Source organism: Knoellia sp. AC549 (assembly GCF_979258975.1).
In genome coordinates, this window is record NZ_OZ409890.1 from 2,994,338 (window position 1) to 3,015,704 (window position 21,367).

At 71.3% G+C, this 21,367-nt stretch carries 21 protein-coding genes; 15 read left to right on the forward strand and 6 right to left on the reverse strand.

From position 1 onward, the window contains the following. Nucleotides 1–55: 55 nt before the first annotated feature. Together ACZZ98_RS14570 and ACZZ98_RS14575 are read left to right on the forward strand one after the other, a co-directional pair. The gene (locus tag ACZZ98_RS14570; RefSeq protein ID WP_463516919.1) at nt 56–904 is read left to right on the forward strand and encodes a lysophospholipid acyltransferase family protein; all 849 of its coding nucleotides are present in this window, start codon (nt 56–58) and stop codon (nt 902–904) included. Continuing rightward, complete coding sequence (locus tag ACZZ98_RS14575) at nt 901–1,899, forward strand: NAD(P)H-dependent glycerol-3-phosphate dehydrogenase (RefSeq protein WP_463516920.1); 999 nt, start codon at nt 901–903, stop codon at nt 1,897–1,899. Before ACZZ98_RS14570 ends, ACZZ98_RS14575 begins: the two co-directional genes overlap by 4 nt. Here ACZZ98_RS14575 and ACZZ98_RS14580 read toward each other — a convergent pair. Continuing rightward, nucleotides 1,896–2,972: a trans-sulfuration enzyme family protein gene (locus ACZZ98_RS14580; protein WP_463516921.1), complete on the reverse strand. Its 1,077-nt coding sequence runs from the start codon at nt 2,970–2,972 to the stop codon at nt 1,896–1,898. The two genes, ACZZ98_RS14575 and ACZZ98_RS14580, sit on opposite strands and share 4 nt — an antisense overlap. A 51-nt stretch (nt 2,973–3,023) precedes the next feature. Between ACZZ98_RS14580 and ACZZ98_RS14585 the strand changes: the two genes are divergently transcribed. Further along, nucleotides 3,024–4,199 carry a D-alanine--D-alanine ligase family protein gene (locus tag ACZZ98_RS14585; RefSeq protein ID WP_463516922.1) on the forward strand — a complete coding sequence of 392 codons (1,176 nt, stop codon included), beginning with the start codon at nt 3,024–3,026 and terminating at the stop codon, nt 4,197–4,199. On the opposite strand, the gene ACZZ98_RS14590 is transcribed toward ACZZ98_RS14585, so the two are convergent. Together ACZZ98_RS14590 and ACZZ98_RS14595 are read right to left on the reverse strand one after the other, a co-directional pair. After that, the gene (locus ACZZ98_RS14590; RefSeq protein ID WP_463516923.1) at nt 4,200–4,637 is read right to left on the reverse strand and encodes a DUF3515 family protein; all 438 of its coding nucleotides are present in this window, start codon (nt 4,635–4,637) and stop codon (nt 4,200–4,202) included. Nucleotides 4,638–4,657: 20 nt separating this feature from the next. Continuing rightward, nucleotides 4,658–4,891, reverse strand: a complete 234-nt coding sequence (locus tag ACZZ98_RS14595; RefSeq protein ID WP_009778184.1) for an Lrp/AsnC ligand binding domain-containing protein — start codon at nt 4,889–4,891, stop codon at nt 4,658–4,660. Nucleotides 4,892–5,039: 148 nt separating this feature from the next. Between ACZZ98_RS14595 and thiL the strand changes: the two genes are divergently transcribed. Continuing rightward, complete coding sequence (gene thiL / locus ACZZ98_RS14600; RefSeq protein WP_463516924.1) at nt 5,040–6,080, forward strand: thiamine-phosphate kinase; 1,041 nt, start codon at nt 5,040–5,042, stop codon at nt 6,078–6,080. An 83-nt stretch (nt 6,081–6,163) separates the two neighbouring features. Here the strand turns inward: thiL and rpmB are convergent, their stop codons facing one another. After that, nucleotides 6,164–6,358 (reverse strand): 50S ribosomal protein L28, encoded by a 195-nt coding sequence (gene rpmB, locus ACZZ98_RS14605; protein ID WP_009778186.1) that lies wholly within the window; start codon nt 6,356–6,358, stop codon nt 6,164–6,166. Between the two features lie 165 nt (nt 6,359–6,523). On the opposite strand from rpmB, the gene ACZZ98_RS14610 reads away from it, so the two are divergent. The 8 genes from ACZZ98_RS14610 to mutM all read left to right on the forward strand — a co-directional run bounded on the left by ACZZ98_RS14610 (nt 6,524) and on the right by mutM (nt 14,796). Further along, complete coding sequence (locus tag ACZZ98_RS14610) at nt 6,524–8,236, forward strand: DAK2 domain-containing protein (protein WP_463516925.1); 1,713 nt, start codon at nt 6,524–6,526, stop codon at nt 8,234–8,236. A 4-nt stretch (nt 8,237–8,240) separates the two neighbouring features. Continuing rightward, nucleotides 8,241–10,448: an ATP-dependent DNA helicase RecG gene (locus ACZZ98_RS14615; protein WP_463516926.1), complete on the forward strand. Its 2,208-nt coding sequence runs from the start codon at nt 8,241–8,243 to the stop codon at nt 10,446–10,448. A 7-nt stretch (nt 10,449–10,455) separates the two neighbouring features. Then, complete coding sequence (gene rsmD / locus ACZZ98_RS14620; protein ID WP_463516927.1) at nt 10,456–11,682, forward strand: 16S rRNA (guanine(966)-N(2))-methyltransferase RsmD; 1,227 nt, start codon at nt 10,456–10,458, stop codon at nt 11,680–11,682. 34 nt (nt 11,683–11,716) lie between these two features. Continuing rightward, on the forward strand, nt 11,717–12,220 hold the full coding sequence (gene coaD, locus ACZZ98_RS14625) for a pantetheine-phosphate adenylyltransferase (protein WP_463516928.1): 504 nt from the start codon (nt 11,717–11,719) through the stop codon (nt 12,218–12,220). 128 nt (nt 12,221–12,348) lie between these two features. Beyond that, complete coding sequence (locus tag ACZZ98_RS14630; protein WP_463516929.1) at nt 12,349–12,930, forward strand: YceD family protein; 582 nt, start codon at nt 12,349–12,351, stop codon at nt 12,928–12,930. 1 nt (nt 12,931) lies between these two features. After that, entirely contained in the window at nt 12,932–13,126 is a 195-nt protein-coding gene (rpmF, locus tag ACZZ98_RS14635; RefSeq protein WP_056139918.1) for a 50S ribosomal protein L32, read from the forward strand. Between the two features lie 11 nt (nt 13,127–13,137). Further along, nucleotides 13,138–13,920, forward strand: coding sequence for a ribonuclease III (gene rnc, locus ACZZ98_RS14640; RefSeq protein ID WP_463516930.1), 783 nt, complete (start codon nt 13,138–13,140; stop codon nt 13,918–13,920). A gap of 3 nt (nt 13,921–13,923) precedes the next feature. Continuing rightward, the gene (gene mutM / locus ACZZ98_RS14645; RefSeq protein ID WP_463516931.1) at nt 13,924–14,796 is read left to right on the forward strand and encodes a bifunctional DNA-formamidopyrimidine glycosylase/DNA-(apurinic or apyrimidinic site) lyase; all 873 of its coding nucleotides are present in this window, start codon (nt 13,924–13,926) and stop codon (nt 14,794–14,796) included. 123 nt (nt 14,797–14,919) lie between these two features. Here the strand turns inward: mutM and ACZZ98_RS14650 are convergent, their stop codons facing one another. Further along, nucleotides 14,920–15,192 (reverse strand): SGNH/GDSL hydrolase family protein, encoded by a 273-nt coding sequence (locus ACZZ98_RS14650; RefSeq protein WP_463516932.1) that lies wholly within the window; start codon nt 15,190–15,192, stop codon nt 14,920–14,922. Beyond that, nucleotides 15,107–16,873 carry an acyltransferase family protein gene (locus ACZZ98_RS14655; protein WP_463516933.1) on the reverse strand — a complete coding sequence of 589 codons (1,767 nt, stop codon included), beginning with the start codon at nt 16,871–16,873 and terminating at the stop codon, nt 15,107–15,109. The genes ACZZ98_RS14650 and ACZZ98_RS14655 overlap by 86 nt, the downstream gene beginning before the upstream one ends. A gap of 73 nt (nt 16,874–16,946) precedes the next feature. On the opposite strand from ACZZ98_RS14655, the gene ACZZ98_RS14660 reads away from it, so the two are divergent. The 3 genes from ACZZ98_RS14660 (at nt 16,947) to smc (ending at nt 21,349) form a co-directional block, all read left to right on the forward strand. Continuing rightward, nucleotides 16,947–17,270, forward strand: a complete 324-nt coding sequence (locus ACZZ98_RS14660; protein WP_463516934.1) for an acylphosphatase — start codon at nt 16,947–16,949, stop codon at nt 17,268–17,270. Between the two features lie 85 nt (nt 17,271–17,355). Further along, nucleotides 17,356–17,643, forward strand: a complete 288-nt coding sequence (locus ACZZ98_RS14665) for a chorismate mutase (protein WP_463516935.1) — start codon at nt 17,356–17,358, stop codon at nt 17,641–17,643. A gap of 139 nt (nt 17,644–17,782) precedes the next feature. Continuing rightward, on the forward strand, nt 17,783–21,349 hold the full coding sequence (smc, locus tag ACZZ98_RS14670) for a chromosome segregation protein SMC (protein ID WP_463516936.1): 3,567 nt from the start codon (nt 17,783–17,785) through the stop codon (nt 21,347–21,349). Nucleotides 21,350–21,367: the final 18 nt, after the last annotated feature.

The window sequence follows — 21,367 nt, forward strand, 5'->3', positions numbered from 1 at the left end:
GATGTGCCCAGATCCGTGCCGGAGGCCGTCGCGGTGGACGAGACGAAAGGACTGCATGAGGTTCGGACCACGCCACTCCCCACCGGCATACCGGTTCGCGGTCGCCGTCCTCCGACCACTCCTCATGTCGCTCACCCGACGGAGTTGGTCGGGGACCGAGAACCTCCCGCGCGACCAAGGGTTCGTCGCTGTGTCGAACCACATCTCGCACCTCGACCCCTTCGTCTTCGCCCACTTCCTCAACGACGCCGGAGTCGTGCCGCACTTCCTCGGCAAGGTCGAGGTCTTCCGGATCCCGGTCGTCGGAGCCATCGTTCGTGGGGCCGAGCAGATCCCCGTCTACCGTGAGACGGGGGAGGCGTCGGACGCCTACCGAGCAGCGGTCGAGGCCGTCCGCGAGGGGAAGTGCATCGCCATCTACCCCGAAGGGACGATCACGAGGCAGCCGGACCTCTGGCCGATGCGGGGCAAGACCGGTGCCGCGAGGATCGCCCTCGCAACCGGATGCCCGGTCATCCCGGTCGCGCAATGGGGGGCCCAGGAGATCCTCGCTCCCTACGGCCGTCGTCCGCGCCTCCTCCCGCGACGGACGATGCAGGTGCGGGCCGGGGCACCTGTCGACCTCGCAGACCTCCAGGACCTGCCCGTGACGGCCGAGGTCCTCGCCGACGCCACCGAGCGCGTCATGGCCGCGCTCACCCGCGAGCTCGAGATCCTTCGCGGCGAGGCGGCTCCGGGCGGACGCTTCGACCCTCGCGAGCAGGGGCTGACGGTCACCGGGCGCCCTCGCGCGGCCACCCTGACCGAGCGTTCCGGCCCGCGGGAGCGCGAACAGCCCCCACAATGGGCCGACGACGACCCGGACGACCCGGACGACCCCGACCAAGTGGAGGACGACGCGTGAGCACCGCAGCTGTGTTCGGAACCGGTAGCTGGGGTACGGCCTTCGCGGCCGTCCTGGCGGATGCCGGCACCGACGTGAGGATGTGGGGCCGCCGGGCCGAGGTGGTCGACGCGATCAACGCCGGCTGCAACGACGAGTACCTGCCCGAACTTCGCCTGCCGCAACGGGTCTCGGCCACGAACGACCCCCAGGAGGCTGCCGCGGGCGCGGACATCGTCGTCCTCGCCGTGCCCTCGCAGACGCTGCGGGTCAACCTCGAGGCCTGGGGCTCGACCCTGCCCGGTGACGCTGCGATCGTCTCGCTGATGAAGGGGGTGGAGCTCGGGACCACGAAGCGCATGAGCGAGGTGATCGCCGACGCGGGCGGTGTGGACCCCGGTCGGATCGTCGTGGTCTCGGGGCCCAACCTCGCCCGCGAGATCGCCGTGAAGCAGCCGGCCGCCAGCGTCGTCGCGGCGGCCGACGAGCGGGTGGCGCAGCAGGTCGCGGACGCGTGCGCCGCGGCATACTTCCGCCCCTACACCGGCACCGACGTCGTCGGCACCGAGATCGCCGGGGCGACCAAGAACGTCATCGCCCTCGCCGTCGGGATGGCCGAGGGTCTGGGGATGGGCGACAACTCCAAGTCCTCGATCATCACCCGCGGCCTCGCCGAGACCACCCGCCTCGGCCTGGCGCTGGGCGGTGAGGCAGTGACCTTCGCGGGGCTGGCGGGCGTGGGCGACCTCATCGCGACGTGCATGTCGCCGCTGTCGCGCAACCACAGCTTCGGCGTCCGCCTCGGTCAGGGGATGACCGTCGACGAGGTGGTCGCCGTGACGAACCAGACGGCCGAGGGCGTGAAGTCGTGCACCTCGATCCTCGACCTCGCCCGCCACCACGGGGTCGACGTGCCGATCATCGAGCAGGTCAACGCGATGATCACCGAGGGCAAGTCGGCCCAGGACGTCGTCGGGGCCCTGCTGTCGCGACCGCGCAAGGCCGAGACCGCCTAGATCGCGCGCAGCGCCGCGTCGAGGTCCCGCCACAGGTCCTCGACGTCCTCGATGCCGACCGAGAGGCGCAGCAGGCTCTCGGGCACGACCTCGGGCTCGCCGGGCTGGCGTCGCCGACGCTCGATCTGGCTCTCGACCCCGCCGAGACTCGTGGCATGGACCCAGAGCTGCGTCGCCGCAGCAACCCGCTCGGCAGCCTCCGCGTCACCCGCGACGTCGATCGAGACCATCGCCCCGAAACCGGGATAGCGCACCAGCTCGACACCGGAGTGCTGTGCGAGTCGCTCGGCGAGGACCGCAGCGTTGTCGCACGCCCGCTCGAGCCTCACCGAGAGGGTTCGCAGCCCGCGCAGCGCGAGCCACGTCTCCATCGGGCCGGCGATGGCGCCGTGCAGCTGCCGGTGGCGCCGGATGCGTTCGTGGAGGGCGCGCCCCTGCTCGGTGGCAGCAGTCACGGTCGCGCCGAGCAGGAGGTCGCTGTGACCGGAGAGGTACTTCGTGGCGGAGTGCACGACGACGTCTGCTCCCACCGCGAGCGGCTGCTGGAGCAGGGGCGTCGCGAACGTGTTGTCGACGACGACGAGCACACCTCGGTCGCGTGCCGCCCGGGACAGGGCCGCGACCTCGGCGACCTCGAGGAGGGGGTTGGTGGGTGACTCGACCCAGAGCATCGCCGCGTCGTCGAGCGCCGCGACGACCGACCCGGTGTCGGTGATGTCGACGTGGGTCACGTCCACCTCGCCTGCGTCCGCGCGGTCGGCGAGCGTGACGAGGGTGCCGTTGTAGGCCGCCGTCGGGACGACGACGCGTCCCCCGTGGGGCACCAGCGAGAGCGCCGCGGCCACGGCGGCCATCCCCGAGGCGAAGACGAGCGACTCACCTCCCTCGAGCGACCCGAGCGCCTCCTCGAAGGCGGTCCACGTCGGGTTGCCCACTCGCGCATAGCTCGTGCCACCGTCGGCGTGATAGGTCGAGGTCAGGGTCAGGGGGGCGCCGACCTGGGCGCCGGGCTCGCGCGGGACGCGTCCCAGCGAGACGACGCGGGTGGCAGGGCTCAGCTCATCGGAATCCACGCAGGCGAGCGTATGCCGTGTGCGCACCCCACCGGGATAGGGTCGCTGGCGATGAACACCGAGATCACGCCGACCGGGGCGCCGTCCGAGAGCCCGAGCCCTGCTGGTGCGCCTGATGCGCCTCGCCGACTGCGCGTCGCGCTGGTCTTCGGAGGTCGTTCCTCCGAGCACGCCGTGTCGTGCGCGACGGCCGCGAGCGTCATGTCGGCGCTCGACCCCGAGCGCTACGACGTCATCCCCATCGGGATCGCCAAGGACGGCAGCTGGGTGCTGGCGCCCAACGACCCCGAGCCGTTGCGTCTCACGGCGACGCACATCCCCGAGGTCGACGCGAGCGGTCCCAGCGTGCTCGTGCCCACGAGCGCGACCGCCCGGCACCTCATCGTCCACGAGCCCGGCGCGGCCCCGCGCGAGCTCAGTGAGGTCGATGTCGTCTTCCCGCTGCTCCACGGCCCCTTCGGCGAGGACGGCACCATCCAGGGGATGCTGGACCTCGCCGACGTCCGCTACGTCGGGTCCGGTGTCACCGCGTCCGCCGTGATGATGGACAAGCACATGATGAAGGTCGTCTTCGCGGCGGCCGGTCTGCCCGTCGGCCCCTACACCGTGATCACCGACCGCGAGTGGCTGCGCGACCCGGAGGCGGCGCTCGACGCCGTCGGGGCGCTCACCTTCCCCGTCTTCGTCAAGCCGGCCCGCGCCGGGTCGAGCATGGGCATCAGCAAGGTCGACTCGCCGGAAGGGCTGCGCACCGCCGTCGAGGCCGCCCGGGAGCACGACCCCAAGGTCGTCGTCGAGCAGGGCATCGCGGGCCGCGAGATCGAGTGCGGTGTCCTCGACGGTCACGGCACCGACGAGCCGCGCACCAGCCCGATGGGGGAGTGCATCGTCGTCCAGAACCACGCCTTCTACGACTTCGAGGCCAAGTACCTCGCGACCGACGACATCCGGCTGGAGGCACCGGCTGACGTCTCGCCTGAGGTCGCCGAGCAGATCGCCCAGATGGCTGTCACGGCGTTCACGGCAGCGGGGTGCGAAGGCCTGGCTCGCTGCGACTTCTTCCTCACCGAGACCGGCGACGTCGTCATCAACGAGATCAACACGATGCCCGGCTTCACGCCCAGCTCGATGTATCCGCGCATGTGGGCCGCTGCCGGGCTTCCCTATCCGGAGCTCATCGACGAGCTCATCGCTCTCGCGATGGAGCGCCGCGTCGGCCTGCGCTGATCAGCTGCAGGCGAGGGAGTTCTTCGGGAGCCTCTCCGCGGCGGCCGTGAAGGCCGGCAGGAGCAGCGGCTCCGGGGCGTAGTCGCTCGGGATGAGCACCTCGATGGCCGGGTCCCGCCCGAAGGTGGTGAACCGGGTCCCGTCACTGAGCTCCTGGGCGACCCACCCCAGGCCGTCGACCTCGATGCAGTCGTCCGTGGTCGGTCCCAGCGGCGGGACACCGCACCTTGCGATGATCGCTGGATCCCCGTATGCCGCACCCGCGCTCGTGTCCGACACCTCACGTCGTGCCTGGTCACCCACGTCCGTCGGCCACGCGGAGGTGACCGCACGGCATACCTCACCGTCTGCCAGGGGTGTGGGCTCGATCTCGACGGTCGACGAACACCCGGACAGCATGAGGACGGCGGTGGCGCCGAGCGCCACCGCCGTCCTCATGTGCCTCCGTGATGGCACGGTCAGACGTGAACCACCGTGCAGGTGAGGGTCCGGGTGATGCCCTCGACCTCCTGGATCTTGGCGATGACGAGCTTGCCGAGCTCGTCGACCGTCTCGGCCTCGACGCGGGCGATGCAGTCGTACGGGCCGGTGACGTCCTCGGCGAGGGCCACTCCCGGGATCGCCGCGATCGCGGTCGCCACGGCTGCTGCGCGACCGACTTCGGTCTGAATCAGGATGTAGGCCTGGACCACTGGGTGTCACCTCACTGTCGGGGAGAGGCTCGGTGCGCCGGCTCCGTCTGAGTCCTGCTGGGTCTTGGTCGACCGTCGCCGAGGCGATGGTGCCTGCACGGTACCGTGCGGACGGTCCGCAAGTCTCGGGTGGTCAGGAGGTGGGTCGGTGCGCGTGCACACGACGATCGGTTCGGTGACCGAGTCCGAGCTGCTCGCCCGGATCATCCCGATGTTCGGGCAGAGCCCCTACGCCGGCGTGGGGGTGCTCGTGCCACCGGGCGACGACGCCGCCGTGCTCACCGCTCGGGGCTCCGTGGTCGTCACCACCGACTCGATGGTGCGGGGGAAGGACTGGCGCGACGACTGGTCCAGCGGGCACGACGTCGGCGTCAAGGTGGTCGCGCAGAACGTCGCCGACGTCGCCGCCATGGGCGCGGTCCCGACCGGGCTGCTCGTGTCCGTGGCCGCCGACCCCGAGACCGACCTCGACTGGGTCATCGACCTCACTCGGGGCATCGCGGACGCCGCCGAGGACGCGAGGGCGCCCGTGGTCGGCGGAGACCTCTCCTCGGCGCCCGCCGGGACGGTCCTCGTGGCGGTGACGGCGTTCGGCGACCTCGAGGGCCGGGCGCCGGTGCTGCGCTCCGGCGCCCGACCCGGCGACGTCGTCGCGGTGTCGGGGTCACTCGGCTGGTCCGGTGCCGGCCTCGCGCTCTACGAGTCGGGGGCCCCGGACCCGATCGGGCACGAGGCCGATGGAGCGCACCTCGGTGCCCCGGAGCTGGCGACCTCCCTGCTCATGTGGTTCCACCGCTCGCCCCGCCCGCCCTGGGAGGCCGGCCCCGTCGCCGCCGACGCCGGCGCGACGTCGATGATCGACCTCTCCGACGGGCTCGTGCGCGACGGTGGACGGATCGCCGCCGCGAGCGGCGTGGAGCTGGTCCTCGACGAGAGCGCGATGCGCGAGCACTTCCTCGCGGGGCCGGTCGAGCTGGTCCTGGGCGGGGAGGCCGGCTGGCGCCAGGTGCTGTCAGGGGGAGAGGAGCACTCGCTGCTCGCGACCTTCGCCCCCGGCTCGGTGCCGGACGACGAGCGGGCCCCCTGGACCGTCATCGGCCAGGTCGCACAGGCGGGATCCGAGGGGCCGCGGCTCACGGTCGGTGGAGCCGTCCCGAGCGTGACCGGCTGGGACCACTTCGCCGGCTGAGCGGCATACCGGAGCCTGGAGTCTGGGCATGCGAGAGGGCGCCGTCCGGATGGACGGCGCCCTCTCGGGATACGGCTAGGGGGTCAGCGCTTGACCTTGCCGGCCTTGAGGCAGGAGGTGCAGACGTTGAGACGCTTCGGGGTCACACCCTTGTCACCGACAAGAGCCTTCACGCGCTGGATGTTGGGGTTCCAGCGACGCTTGGTGCGGCGGTGCGAGTGCGAAATGCTGTGGCCGAAGCCGGGTCCCTTGCCGCAGACATCGCAGTTGGCAGCCACGGGTGGTCTCCTTGAGTCAGGTGTCGAACAAGACGACAGATCAGTCGTCTCAGGTCAGTGGATTCCGGTGCCCGCCCCGGAGGGGGCTCACGCGGAACCGTCAAAGCGTAGCCGAGTTCGGGTGTGGCTCCAAAACGCGTCGGGGGCGCCCGATAGCCTGCCATCGTGCCCCCCGTTCTCGATGCCGATGGAGCCCGTCTCTGGGGAGCGCTGACCCGTGCGGCCTTCGCCGCCCGACGCACCGAGATCGACGCGCTCAACGTCTATCCCGTCCCTGACGGGGACACCGGCACCAACCTCTATCTCACGATGGACACCGCCATCGACGAGCTCAAGCGGCTGCACTCGAGCCAAGGGGTGCTGGGGACGGCCTCGCTCGTGGTGGAGGCACGGGACCTGTCCCGCGCGCTCCTGATGTCGGCGAGGGGCAACTCCGGCGTCATCGTGAGCCAGCTGGTCGCGGGCATGTGCGCCGTGGTCATCGAGGAGGAGCTCACCGAGGTCGACGGTGGCGCACTGGCACGGGCCGTGACCCGCGGCGCCGAGCTGGCCCGGGCGAGCGTCGCCCACCCTCAGGAGGGCACGATCCTCAGCGTCGCCGACGCGGCCGCCCAGGCTGCACGCGAGGCAGCCGGAGCCGGGCTCGGAGCGGTGGACGTCGCGGGGGCGGCTGTTGCGGCTGCCGAGATCGCTCTCAACCGAACCCCCGAGCAGCTGCCCGTGCTCGCCCGGGCCGGCGTCGTCGACGCGGGCGGAGCAGGCTGCCTGCTCATGATCGAGGCCCTGCACCGCGTGCTCACCGGCGACTGGAGCGATGCCGGACGGCTCCACCGCCCCAGCGACGACCTCGTGCCACGCGCGTCCTGGACGGCCGATCCCGTTGCGGGCGACGACCCGTCTGCGGGGCCGCACGCTGGTGCAGCCGGGGGCGACCCAGCATCCCTCGCATTCGACGCGCCCACCAACGCAGCCGGTGGTCCGGCCTTCGAGGTCATGTTCCTGCTCGACGACAGTGATGCCGGTCGGGTGGCGATGATGCGCACCGCGCTCGACGGCCTGGGTGACTCGCTGCTCGTCGTCGGCGGACCCGACCTCTGGAACGTCCACGTGCACGTCGACGACGTCGGTGCCGCCCTCGAGGCCGGGATCCTGGCCGGCCGGCCGCACCGGATCAAGGTCACCCACTTCGCCACCCAGATCGCGGCTCGTGAGCCCCAGCAGTTCGCGGTCATCGCCTGCGCCGCCGGGCCCGGCATGGCCACGATCCTGGCCGAGGCCGGCGCCGTGGTCGTGCCCAGCTCGCCCGGCGCGCGCGCCTCGGCCGGGCAGCTGCTCGAGGCCATCCGGCGCTCGGGCGCCGCCTCCGTCGTCGTGCTGCCCAACGACCGGGACACCCTCATGGCGGCCGAGGTCGCCTGCCGGGCTGCCACGGACGACGGCGTGGTCACGGCGATCGTGCCCGCGCGCACGGCCGTGCAGGGCCTGGCCGCTCTCGCCGTCGTGGACTTCGACAAGGGGTTGCGCGAGAACGCCATCTCCATGACCAGCGCGGCCGTCGCCACCCGGCACGGGGCCGTGTCGATCGCCTCCCGCGAGGTGCTCACCTGGGCCGGCTCCGTCTCGGTCGGCGACATCCTCGGCATCGTCAGCGGCGATGTCGCGCTCATCGGAGACAACCTGGCGGACACGGCCGGCGAGGTGCTCGACCGACTGCTCTCCGGCGGTGGCGAGCTCGTCACCCTGGTGTCGGGCGCCGACGCCGACCCGGCCTTCATCGACGCCGTCGAGGCGCGCCTGGCCAAGGAGCACGCCGAGGTCGAGGTGGTCCGCATCGACGGCGGTCAGCAGGTCTACCCGCTGCTCGTGGGGGTGGAGTAGCCCGGTGTACGACGAGTCGACTCCGCTCACCAAGGTGCTGGACAAGCGCGAGGCGAAGAAGTTCAAGGACTCGCGCGAGATCGAGACCGTGCGCGACCTCCTCGCCTACTGGCCCAGGCGCTACCAGTCGCCCGAGAGCAATCTCGCGGCCGCCCGCCCCGGCTCCTACATCGTCGCCGTGGCAGAGGTGAAGTCGGCGACCACGCGCTCGATGAAGGCCCGTCGCGGACGCATGCTCCAGGCCGTCATCACCGACGGCTCCAAGGACCTCGAGATCACCTTCTTCTCGGCCCACGGGCACGAGGGCAAGCTCGTCCCCGGCACGCGGGCGCTGTTCGCGGGCAAGGTGTCCTCGTTCAACAACCGCCTCCAGCTTGCCCACCCCGGCTACTCGCTGCTCAGCGACTTCGACCGGGGCGAGCGACGAAACCTCATCCCGATCTACATGTCCGTCGGCAACCTCCACACGTGGACCGTGACCGAGTGCGTGCGCATGGTCCTCGACCTCCTCGACGAGAGCCCGGAGGCCATCCCCGAGGAGATCCTCGACCGTCGTGACCTCGTGGACAGGACGTCAGCCCTGCGGGGGATCCACACACCGGACTCACAGGCCGAGGTCGACGCGGCACGCAGGCGCATGTCCTACGAGGAGGCCCTGGTCCTCCAGGTCGCCCTGGCGCAGCGCCGGGCGCGGCAGGCGAAGGAGTCGACGCTCGCCCGCGTTCCTCGCCCCGGTGGCCTCCTCGACTCCTTCGACGACCGGCTGCCCTTCACCCTCACGGCCGGACAGGTCGAGGTGGGCCAGACCCTCGCCGCCGAGATGGCCCGGGACGTCCCCATGCACCGACTCCTGCAGGGAGAGGTCGGCTCGGGCAAGACGGTCATCGCCGTCCGGGCCATGCTGGCCGCTGTCGACTCCGGCGGCCAGGCCGCGCTCCTCGCCCCCACGGAGGTCCTCGCCTCACAGCACCATCGATCGATCACCGCCATGCTCGGCGACCTCGCCGAGGGCGGGATGCTCGGTGGCAGTGAGATCGGGACCCGGGTCACGCTCCTCACCGGGAGCATGTCGACCCAGTCGCGCCGCAAGGCGATGCTCGACATCGCGAGCGGCGACGCCGGGATCGTCATCGGCACGCACGCCCTCATCCAGGAGCACGTCAGCTTCCAGGACCTCGCGCTCGTGGTCGTCGACGAGCAGCACCGCTTCGGCGTCGAGCAGCGAGATGCATTGCGGGGCAAGGCCGCTCAGCCACCCCACGTCCTCGTCATGACGGCCACGCCCATCCCGCGCACCGTCGCGATGACGGTCTTCGGCGACATGGAGACCTCGACCCTCAGCGAGCTGCCCGCCGGGCGAGCCCCCATCACCACCCATGTCGTGCCCGAGGCCAGGCCGGGCTGGCTCCAGCGGACCTGGCAGCGCATCGCCGAAGAGGTCGCCCTGGGGCGACAGGCCTATGTCGTCTGTCCCCGCATCGGTGACGACGACGAGCCGGACGAGGACGCCGAGATCTTCGCGCCCGAGGCCACCTCCACCGACCCGGACGGGGAGGGGGACGGAGAGGACGGCAGCGGGGAGGACGTCCCGCCTCCTCGACCCCTCGCCTCGGTGCACCACGTGCACGCCGACCTCGTGGCCAACCCGGCGCTCGAGGGGCTGCGCATCGAGATCCTGCACGGACGGCTGCCCGCCGAGGACAAGGACGCGATCATGCGCGACTTCGCCTCGGGTGACATCGACGTCCTCGTCTCGACGACGGTCATCGAGGTCGGTGTCGACGTCCCCAACGCCAGCGTCATGGTCGTCATGGACGCGGACCGTTTCGGGGTCTCGCAGCTGCACCAGCTGCGCGGTCGTGTGGGTCGTGGCGGACTGCCCGGCCTCTGCCTGCTCGTGCACTCCGGCGACACCGACGTCCCCCACGAGCGGCTCGAGGCGGTCGCCGGCACCACCGACGGCTTCGAGCTGGCCCGCATCGACCTGCGGCAACGGCGCGAGGGCGACATCCTGGGCTCCTCCCAGCACGGCAGGCGCACCCAGCTGCAGTTCCTCCACGTCCTCGAGGACGAGGAGCTCATCGTGGCCGCGCGCGAGGATGCCTTCGGGGTCGTCGCCGACGATCCGGACCTGTCGACCCACCCCCGGCTGGCTGAGCTCGTCCACGCCCGTGTCGATGCCGAGCAAGCGGCATACCTGGAACGAGGGTGAGACCCACGTGACGAGACTGATCGCCGGCACCGCCGGCGGCCGTTCGCTCAAAACTCCTGCCGGTCGCGGCACCCGTCCCACGAGCGACCGGGTCCGCGAGGCGCTCTTCTCCTCCCTCGAGGCACGCGACGCACTCTCCGGATCGCGCGTCATGGACCTGTATGCCGGGTCCGGGGCCCTGGGTCTGGAGTCCGCCAGCCGTGGGGCTGCCGAGGTGACCCTGGTCGAGTCCGACCGGACCGCGGCATCCGTCATCCGAGCCAACGCCGCAGCGCTGGGGCTGCGGGCGACGGTCCTCCCGACGACCGTGTCCTCGGCGCTCGCGGCAGCTTCGCGCGAGCTCGACCTCGTCTTCCTCGACCCACCGTACGACCTCCCCGAGGAGGCGCTCGCCGCCGACCTCGCGACCCTGGTGACACGCGGCTGGCTGTCCGACGGAGCGCTCGTGGTCGTGGAACGGTCCAAGCGGTCCAGCGAGCCGACCTGGCCCGAGGGCCTGGTGCCGGAGCGGCTCAAGAAGTACGGCGAGACGGTCATCTGGTTCGCCATCCGCCGAGTCGTTAGCGACACGAGCGGGCTTCCCGTCAGCGAGGATGCTGGCATGAGCGACTACGAGATCCCCCGTCCGACCAGTGGTGACGTCCTCGACCTCATCCTCGCCGACCACCGCGTCTTCGAGGACCTGATCCGGGAGTGCCGTCGCAACGACGCCGACCGGGGCTCGGCTCGCGAGGCGCTCGCCGAGATCCTCGTCGCGCACGGTGAGGCCGAGGAGGAGAAGGTCTATCCGAGCCTGCGCAAGAAGCGCGCGATCACCGCGGACGAGCAGGAGCACGGCGAGGAGGAGCACGCCGAGATCCACGAGGCCCTCATCGCGTTCCTGGAGGCCAAGGGCACCGACACGGACAAGTACGACACCGCCCTCGAGGAGCTGGCCACCGTGGTGAACCACCACGCCAACGAGGAGGAGCAGACGATCCTCAACCCGGCGCGCGAGGAGGTGGCGGAGAGCGTCCGCGAGGACCTCGGTCTCGCCTGGGCGACCCGCCGCAACGAGCTGCTGGACCAGGGCTGCGCCAGCCTCGAGCAGGTGCAGGCTCTGCTGCGCCGCGCCGAGAAGGAGGGCGTGATCGCCGCTCCCGAGGCCCGGGACGAGGCCGACAAGATCAAGGACGAGGCCAAGGAGGAGGCCAAGGAGGTCGAGGAGGCCTCCAAGGAGAAGGCCAAGGACTGAGGTCGTCGCGGCTTGGAACCGTAGGGTGGCGCAGGTGAACGACCAGCAGATCAGGCGTGCCGTGTGCCCGGGCTCCTATGACCCCGTCACGCTGGGACACGTCGACGTGCTCGTGCGTGCTGCCGCGCTCTATGACGAGGTCGTCGTCGCGGTGCTGCACAACCCGTCGAAGAGTGGGACCTTCGGCATCGACGAGCGCATCGGCTTCATCGAGCGCGCCCTCCCGGAGGCGGTTGCCGCGCGCGTGAGGGTAGAGGCCTTCGCGGGTCGCCTGCTCGTCGACGTCTGCCGGGACGTCGGCGCCGACGTCGTCGTCAAGGGGCTGCGTGGGGGCACCGACTACGCCTACGAGCTGCCGATGGCGCTCATGAACCGCCATCTCACGGGTGTCGAGACGGTCTTCCTGCCTGGTGCTCCCGCGTTCGAGCACGTGTCGAGCTCGCTGGTCAAGGAGGTCGCGAGGCTCGGCGGCGACGTCTCCGGGCTCGTCCCGGACGAGGTCCTCGCCGCCCTGACGCGACGCGGGTCGCAGGGCTGAGGTCGGAAGGTTCGCACGCGGCATACAGGGACCGCATTTGGGCTGGTGGTCCACCCTCCGGTACCTTTGATCTTCGGTCTGCGTCAGCCGTGACGACGGACCGAACCACTCGACCAAGGCAAAGGGCAATGACTCGTCTCGATCCTCGGTCTCCTCTGGTGCTCGACACCAAGGAGGTCGGCCGGCGACCCGGCTCGATGACGGAGCTTGTCCGCGAGGTCGAGGCACCAGCGGAGTTCGGCACGGAGGTGCTGCGCGTCGCCGAGGGGGAACCCTTGGCAGTCGACGTGCGGCTCGAGTCCGTCGTCGAGGGCGTCCTGGTCACCGGTTCGGTTCGAGGCACGGCGACCGGCGCCTGCGTGCGGTGCCTGGATCCGATCAGCCACGATGTGTCTGGCAGGTTCCAGGAGCTGTTCGCCTACGCCGATCGCAACGCCCACCACCAGGAGGTGGGCGACGAGGAAGCAGCCGAGGAGTACCTCGTCGAGGACGGTCTGATCGACCTCGAAGCGGTCCTCCGGGACTCGGTGGTGCCCGCACTGCCGTTCCAGCCCGTGTGTCGTCCGGACTGCCCGGGGTTGTGTTCCGAATGTGGGATGCACCTCGCGGAGGATCCGGACCACGCACATGACGTGATCGACCCCAGGTGGGCGGCTCTCACGGACCTCGCGTCCGAGCCGACCACGACACAGACTTCAGATAGGACCTGACGTGGCTGTTCCGAAGCGGAAGACTTCGCGCTCCAACACGCGCCACCGCCGTGCCAACTGGAAGGCCACGCCGGTCACCCTGACCGCATGCCCCCAGTGCAAGGCCCCGACGCAGCCGCACATCGCGTGCCCGTCGTGCGGTACCTACAACGGGCGCCACTACGGCGTGGCCGAGCGCACCGAGCACCAGGGCTGAGCCAACTCCTCATGGGGAGGGGCTCGAACGGCCCGGCGGCTCGCACGCCACAGCGCCCCGTCGCTGAGCTCCACCAGTACCTCACCGAGGTGACCGGTGGAGACATCGACGAGGCGCTCCTCGGGCGTTCCCTGACGCATCGTTCCTACGCCTACGAGGCCGGTGGGATCCCGCACAACGAGCGACTCGAGTTCCTCGGCGACTCGGTGCTGGGCCTCGTCGTCACCGACACGCTCTACACGACCCACCCCGACCTCACGGAGGGGCAGCTGGCCAAGCTCCGGGCCGCGGTGGTCAACATGCGCGCCCTCGCGGCGGTCGGTCGCACCCTGGGGCTGGGTGACTTCCTCCACCTCGGTCGCGGCGAGGAGTCGACCGGGGGGCGCGACAAGGACTCGATCCTGGCCGACACCGTGGAGGCGGTCATCGGCGCGACCTTCTGCAGCGCCGGACTCGAGGCGGCGGGTGCGCTGGTGCACCACCTCCTCGACCCGCTGATGGCGAGCTCGGCCACGTTGGGGGCCGGGCTGGACTGGAAGACGAGCCTGCAGGAGATCTGCGCCCTGCACGGAGCCGGACCGGTGGAGTACGTCCTCGAGGAGGACGGCCCCGAGCACGCCAAGTCCTTCAGCGCCCGCGTCCTGCTCGACGGGGTGGAGCACGGCAACGGCGTGGGCCGCACCAAGAAGGACGCCGAGCAGCAGGCCGCAGCCCAGGCGTGGCAGGCCATGCGGGACAGTCACGGTGACGGCCTGTCGACGGCGCCCCTGCCCGACCTCACGCGACCGACCTGACCCGTGCCCGAGCTGCCTGAGGTCGAGGTCGTCCGCCGCGGGCTCGCCGACCACGTCGTCGGCCGCCGCATCACGTCGGCCTCCTTCACCGGCGCGCGCGTGGCGCGGCGCCACGTCCCGGGTCCGGTCGACCTGGCGGAGCGGGTGACCGGGCTCGACGTCACCCAGGCCCGGCGTCGCGGCAAGTACCTCTGGCTGGTCCTCTCCCAGGACGGGCACCCGGTCCACGGACTTCTCGCTCACCTCGGGATGAGTGGACAGCTCCTCGTCGAGGCGGCTGAGGCGCCGGACGAGAAGCACCTGCACGCGCGCTTCACCTTCGCTGACGGGGATCCCGAGCTGCGGTTCGTCGACCAGCGCACGTTCGGTGGCTTCGCCCTCGACGACCTCGAGGACGACGGGGTGCCGCACCAGATCCGGCACATCGCTCCGGACCCCTTCGAGGACGCCTACGACCGGGCGGCGGTCGTGCGGCGGATCAAGGCGAGCGACAGCGCGATCAAGCGGATGATCCTGCACCAGGGCGTCGTGTCGGGCATCGGCAACATCTATGCCGACGAGGCGCTCTGGCGAGCCGGGATCCACGGTGAGCGTCCGTCGAGCAGTCTCACGAAGCCGGCGATCTCCCGAGTCCTCGACTCCGCCCGCGAGGTCATGGCGGCCGCCCTCACCCAGGGAGGGACGAGCTTCGACGCGCTGTATGTCAACGTCAACGGCGCCTCCGGCTACTTCGACCGGTCACTGCACGCCTACGGCCAGGAGGGGAAGCCGTGTGCGCGCTGTGGCACACCGATCCGGCGCGAGCACTTCATGAACCGGTCCTCGTTCTCGTGCCCGTCGTGCCAGCCGCGCCCCCGGCTCCGCCGCAGCGCCTGACGCCCGGCTGTCGCACCGGTGGGTCTCGATCCAGGCTCGTCGGGATGGGGCGACGTGCTGCACAGACCCGTGATCCCGCGCGCGTCACCCGATCTCGACGGCGTGGGCGCGAGCCCGACGGCGTCACGGCAGCGGGAGCTCCTTGAGCACAACGGCCTTGCCCGTATGCCGTTCGCTGAGCTCCGCGAACGCGTGCTGGATCGTCCGGGCATAGAGGTGCGCACCCTTGAGGGAGGGATGCATGCCGTCGGACTGGAGCTGCCCGGTCGTGCCCTTGAGCGCGGCGTCCCAGTCGGCGAGCACGACGTTGTCACGTCCGGCGACGAGCTCCTTGAGGGCAGTGTTGTCGGAGGCGATGCGGTTGATCCGTCCGTGGAGCGTGACGAGGACGACCATGCGGTCGGGGCCCAGTGCGTCGAGGGTCAGACGGGCCTGCTCGAGGTCGGTGCCGGCGTTGGTGCCGAGTGCGAGGACGACGGCTCGCCGGGTGTCGCTGCCGCGGGCACGGACGACCTTGAGGCCCTCGGCCCACTGGCGGTTGGACCGGGCGTCCAGACGGATGTCGGGGAAGTAGTAGCGGAGCGCATGGACGCTGCCGACCATCATGGAGTCCCCGTAGCCATCGATCTCGGCGCCGGTCGGCATGGCCCAGGTCTGCCCGGGCCCGGCTCCCGGTGCCACGGGCGGCGTGGCCCCCTTGGATGTGCTCGAGGGAGAAGCTCGACGGGGCAGCCGTCAGCGTGAGACTCGGCGCGGCCACCGTCGCGGCAGAGGCGTTGGCATCGAGCAGCTGCTCGACCCGCGTCCGGGTGGGTGCGGTGACGAGGACGGCGGTGAGCGCGATCGCGAGGACGGCTGCGGAGGCCCACACCGCCCGAGCCGTGCGCGTGCCGGAGTAGCGGATCGACCGGACGAGGTGGCGCGCCGACCCACGGAAGCCGCGTCGGCGGACAGGCATCTCGATGAGCCGGTGGGACAGGTCGGCCAGGGCGACGGTGACGAGCACGCACCACAGCCGCGACCAGAGGTAGTCGTCCGCGCCGCGCGAGGCCCACGGCAGGTCGGCCTCGACGATGAGGATCACCGGCCAGTGCCAGAGGTAGAGGCCGTAGGAGCGCTCACCGATCCAGCGCAGCACCGGGAGGTCGAGGACCGAACGCAGCGGTCCCGGCCGCTCGACGACGCCGAGGACGAGGACGGTGGTGGCCACGGAGGCGGCGAGGATGCCGCCCCGGAAGGTCAGCGCCGTCGACTCGTCGAGGAGGACGAGCAGCGCCACGAGCAGGACGCCGGCACCAGCGACCGCCGGCACCCGCAGCCGTTGCCAGGTGTCCGACGAGGTCCAGGCGCGGTGTGGCGCCGACCAGGCGAACGCGAGGGCCGCGCCCAGCATGAGGCCCATGAGGTGGGTGTCGGTGCCGTAGTAGACGCGGGTCGCACCCAGGGCCGGGTCGTAGTGGCTCGCCATCAGGACGGCGGAGCCGAGCGCGAGGGCCACAGCCACACCGGCACGGGCCCGGGACGACGGCGCGAACCGCAGCAGCGCCAGGGCGACGAGGGGCCACAGGAGGTAGAACTGCTCCTCGACCGCGAGCGACCAGAGGTTCATGAGCAGCTGCGGCGCGGTGCTGTGGAAGTAGTCGGAGCCGGCCCGGATCTCCAGCCAGTTGCTGGTGAAGCTCAGGGCACCGACGGACTGGCGGCCGATGCCGACGAGGAGGTCGGCCTCGACGAGCCGGGCGATGAGGATGACGCTCGGCACGAGGACGAGCAGGGCCGGCAGGAGGCGGCGGGCCCGTCTCGTCCAGAAACCGCGCAGGTCGATGCGTCCCTCACGCTGGTGCTCGCGCACGAGGAGGGTCGTGATGAGGAAGCCGGAGATGACGAAGAAGACGTCGACGCCGAGGAAGCCGCCCGGCAGCCACCGTGGGTCCAGGTGGAACGCGAGCACGGCCAGGATCGCGACGGCGCGCAGACCATCGAGCCCGGGCAGGCGACCTGCCGGCGACGGTGTGCTGCGGGACGGGGCGCTCGTAGGGGCGGCCCCGGGCCGAGCGGAAGGGTTCCCCACGCTCATGACCACAGGCTATGGACGGGCACCGACAGGGTCAGGGAGGCGCGCTGGGAAGTCTCCGTCCTAGCATGCAGCCATGGAGACGAGCCTGGACCCTCGAGAGGGCGGACTCCAGCTCGTCCGCGTGACCGTCAACGTGCGTGGGGACGTCCAGGGCGTGGGGTTCCGGTGGTGGACGCGAGCGCGGGCCCTCGAGCTCGGCCTCGTCGGGCACGCGCGCAACACCTCAGACGGACGGGTGGAGGTCGTGGCCCAGGGCCCTCGCGGCGCCGTCGCCCGCTTCCTCGACCTCCTCGGCGAAGAGCCGTCGACGACCCGCCGTCCCGGCCGGGTCGCCTCCGTGTCGACGCCGCTGGAGACCGCGCCGCGGCTCGACGTCACGGGCTTCGTCGAGAGGTGAGCGCGGTCCCACGGTCTGGGTGGGCCGGCATACCGGGTCGTGGGACGCACGGACCGCGAGCGGTGGGCATTCCTACGATGGGGGAATGAGCGACGTCCCCCCGGAGCTGGCCCGCCTGCGTTCCAGCATCGACAACATCGATGCGGCCCTCGTGCACCTCCTCGCGGAGCGCTTCAAGTGCACCCAGCAGGTCGGCGAGCTCAAGGCGACGGCGGGTATGCCGCCGGCCGACCCGGCGCGCGAGGAGCGGCAGATCACGCGGTTGCGCGGCCTGGCCAACGAGAGCGGCCTCGACCCGGAGTTCGCCGAGAAGTTCATCAACTTCGTCATCGCCGAGGTCATCCACCACCACGAGTCGATCGCCAAGGGCTGAGCCCACCAGTCACTTCCGCCACTCGCGTCACGGGCAACGCAGGGGGTTCCTGCTTCCCCGGTGGGGCTTCGGCCCGCCGGTACAGTGAGCCCCTATCGGCCCAGCCACTGTGCCCACGACAGGAACCGAGAGTCATCGCGTGTACGTCAAGAGCCTGACCCTCAAGGGGTTCAAGTCCTTCGCCTCGGCCACGACCATGCGCCTCGAACCCGGCATCACCTGCATCGTCGGCCCCAACGGCTCCGGCAAGTCCAACGTCGTCGACGCCCTCGCCTGGGTCATGGGTGAGCAGGGCGCCAAGACCCTGCGCGGCGGCAAGATGGAGGACGTCATCTTCGCCGGCACCGCCGGCCGCCCACCGCTGGGTCGCGCCGAGGTCAGCCTCACGATCGACAACACCGACGGCGCGCTGCCGATCGACTACGCCGAGGTGACGATCACCCGGACGATGTTCCGCAACGGCGGCTCCGAGTACGCCATCAACGGCACGCCCAGCCGTCTGTTGGACATCCAGGAGCTGTTGTCCGACAGCGGGATCGGCCGCGAGATGCACGTCATCGTCGGCCAGGGCCAGCTCGACGCCGTGCTGCGCGCGACCCCCGAGGAGCGCCGCGGCTTCATCGAGGAGGCCGCTGGTGTCCTCAAGCACCGCAAGCGCAAGGAGCGCGCTCTCCGCAAGCTCGACGCGATGGAGGCCAACCTCACCCGCGTCCACGACCTCACCGGCGAGATCCGCCGCCAGCTCGGGCCCCTGGGTCGCCAGGCCGAAGCCGCCCGCAAGGCCGCGGTCATCCAGGCCGAGGCCCGTGACGCACGCCAGCGCCTCCTTGCCGACGACCTCGTCCAGCTCACGTCGACCCTCGAGCAGGAGGTCGCCGACGAGACCGCCCTCATCGAGCGTCGCACCACCGTCGAGAACGCCCTCGAGTCGCTGCGCTCGCGGATCACCGAGATCGAGCGCCAGGCCGCCGACGCCGCGCCCGAGCTCGGCCGCTCGCAGGACCGCTTCGTCAGGCTCCAGTCGCTGCGCGACCGCCTCGAGTCGACGGCCTCCGTCGCCCGCGAACGCGTGCGGTTGCTGAGCCAGGACGACGTCGACGAGGCCACGACCGGCCGCGACCCCGACGAGCTGCGCGCCCAGGCGGCGCAGGCCCGCGAGGCGGAGCAGAAGCTCCTCGCCGAGGTCGCGACCGCCGCCGAGCAGCTCGCCGACGCCGTGACGGCCCGTGAGGACGCGGAGAAGGCGTATGCCGCGGAGCAGAACCGTCTGTCGCGTCTCGCCCGCGCCGCGGCCGACCGGCGCGAGGGCCTGGCCAAGCTCGCCGGACAGGTGGGCGCACGCCGCAGCCGCATCGAGGCCGGGGAGGCGGAGATCGGGCGCCTGCAGGGCGTGATCGCGTCATCGACAGCTCGGGCCACCGAGGCCGAGCAGGCGTTCGCACGGCTCGAGGGCACCGTCGCCAGCGACGAGGAAGGCGAAGAGGGTCTCGACACTGCCTACGAGACCGCTGCCGAGGAGCTGGCCGAGATCGAGGGCCGCATCGCCGCGCTCGAGAACGCCGAGCGTGAGGCCGAGCGGGACCGTTCGGCGGCAGCGGCCCGCGTCGAGGCCCTCGGTCTGAGCCTTCGCCGCAAGGACGGGGCTGCGGCCCTGCTTGCTGCGTCGGACGCGGACCACGGCATCGTGGGGACCGTCGCGTCCTTGCTCCAGGTCACGGGTGGTCACGAGGCCGCAGTCGCGGCCGCGCTCGGCTGGGCGTCAGAAGCCCTTGCCGTCGGCTCCGCGCAGCAGGCAGCGCGCGCGGTGGACCACCTGCGCCAGGACGACCATGGCCAGGCGACCCTGCTCGTCGGCGACACCGCCCGTGCGTCGGACCGGAACACATGGCCCGACCTCGACGGGTCCGGCGTGTGGGCACGCGATGTGGTCTCGGCTCCTGCCGACGTGCTCCCGGCGGTCGAACAGCTCCTTGACCGCGTCGCCCTCGTGAGCGGTCCTGAGCACGCCCTGGCGCTCGTCGCCCGCGGCGAAGGCATCACCGCCGTCACCGAGGACGGCGACGTCTTCGCACCGGGATGGGTCCGTGGCGGATCGAGCAGCGGCGAGTCGCTCCTCGAGATCCAGTCGGCCCTCGAGGAGGCCCAGGCCGCCGTGGCCGCAGCCACGACCAGGAGCGAGCAGACCCGCTTCGCTCTGGCCAGCGCGCGCGAGAAGGCCGCATCGGTCACCGAGCGGGTCGAGGCAGCCCTCGAGGCGCTCCACGACAGCGACGCCCGCATGGCGGCGGTCGCCGAACAGCTGGGCGGGCTGCAGTCGACGATCCGCACGAGCCGCGCGGAGGTCGAGCGGACCGAGCGGACCATCGCCGACGCCGAGGCCGCCCTCGAGACCGACCGTCTCGAGCTCACGGCCCTGGCGGCGAGGCTGGACGAGGCGAGCGCCGAGCCCACCGAGTCGGAGGAGCCCTCGACCGACGAGCGCGACGACCTCGAGCTCGCCGCGAGCCGGGCCCGCACCGCCGAGACCGAGCTCCGCCTCACCCTGCGCACCCGTGAGGAGCGCGCCCGCTCCCTCAAGGGTCGGGCCGACTCGCTGGAGGGCGCGGCGCGCAACGAGATCCAGGCCCGCGAGAAGCTGCGGCAGCGTCAGGAGCGTCGTCGTCGGGAGGTGACGATCGCCGACGCGGTGAGCCGCGCGGCGGCATACGCCACCGATCGGATGGCGAGCGCGCTGGGACGCGCCGCTCGTCTGCGGGAGGACGCCGAGCGTCAGCGCACCGAACGCGACACCGCCGTCCAGGCCCTGCGCACCGAGATGGCAACCCACCAGGACGAGCTGCGCGAGCTCACCGACTCCGCTCACCGTGACGAGGTCGCCCGCGCCCGCCAGCTCGCTCGCATCGAGCAGCTGCAGGCCAAGGCCGTCGAGGAGCTCGGCGTCGACCCCGAGGTCCTCATGGAGGACTTCGGCCCGCACCAGCTCATCCCGTTCATCGCCGGCCCGGACCACGAGGGCGACCTGCCCATGCCGTCGGCGTTCGTGCGTGAGGAGCAGGAGAAGCGCCTGCGCAAGGCCGAGCGCGGCCTGTCAGCGCTGGGTCGGGTCAACCCGCTCGCCCTCGAGGAGTTCTCGGCCCTTGAGGAGCGACACAGGTTCCTCACCGAGCAGCTCGAGGACCTCAAGAACTCCAAGCGCGACCTTCTCGACATCGTCAGGTCGGTCGACGAGCGCGTCGAGCAGGTCTTCACCGAGGCCTTCCACGACACGGCGGCCCAGTTCGAGCAGGTCTTCCAGAGGCTCTTCCCCGGAGGCGCCGGCCAGCTCGTCCTCACCGACCCGAGCGACATGCTGACGACCGGCATCGAGGTCGAGGCCCGCCCGCCGGGCAAGAAGGTCAAGCGCCTCTCGCTGCTCTCCGGGGGCGAGCGCTCCCTCGTCGCCGTGGCCATCCTCGTCGCGATCTTCAAGGCGCGACCCAGCCCCTTCTACATCATGGACGAGGTGGAGGCGGCACTCGACGACACCAACCTCGGTCGGCTCATCACGCTCTTCGAGGAGCTGCGTGACAGCAGCCAGCTCATCGTCATCACCCACCAGAAGAAGACGATGGAGATCGCCGACGCGCTCTATGGCGTGAGCATGCGCGGCGACGGCATCACCACGGTGGTGTCGCAGCGCATCCGCGACATCGCCGCCAGCGCCTGAAACCCGACAAAGTCGGGA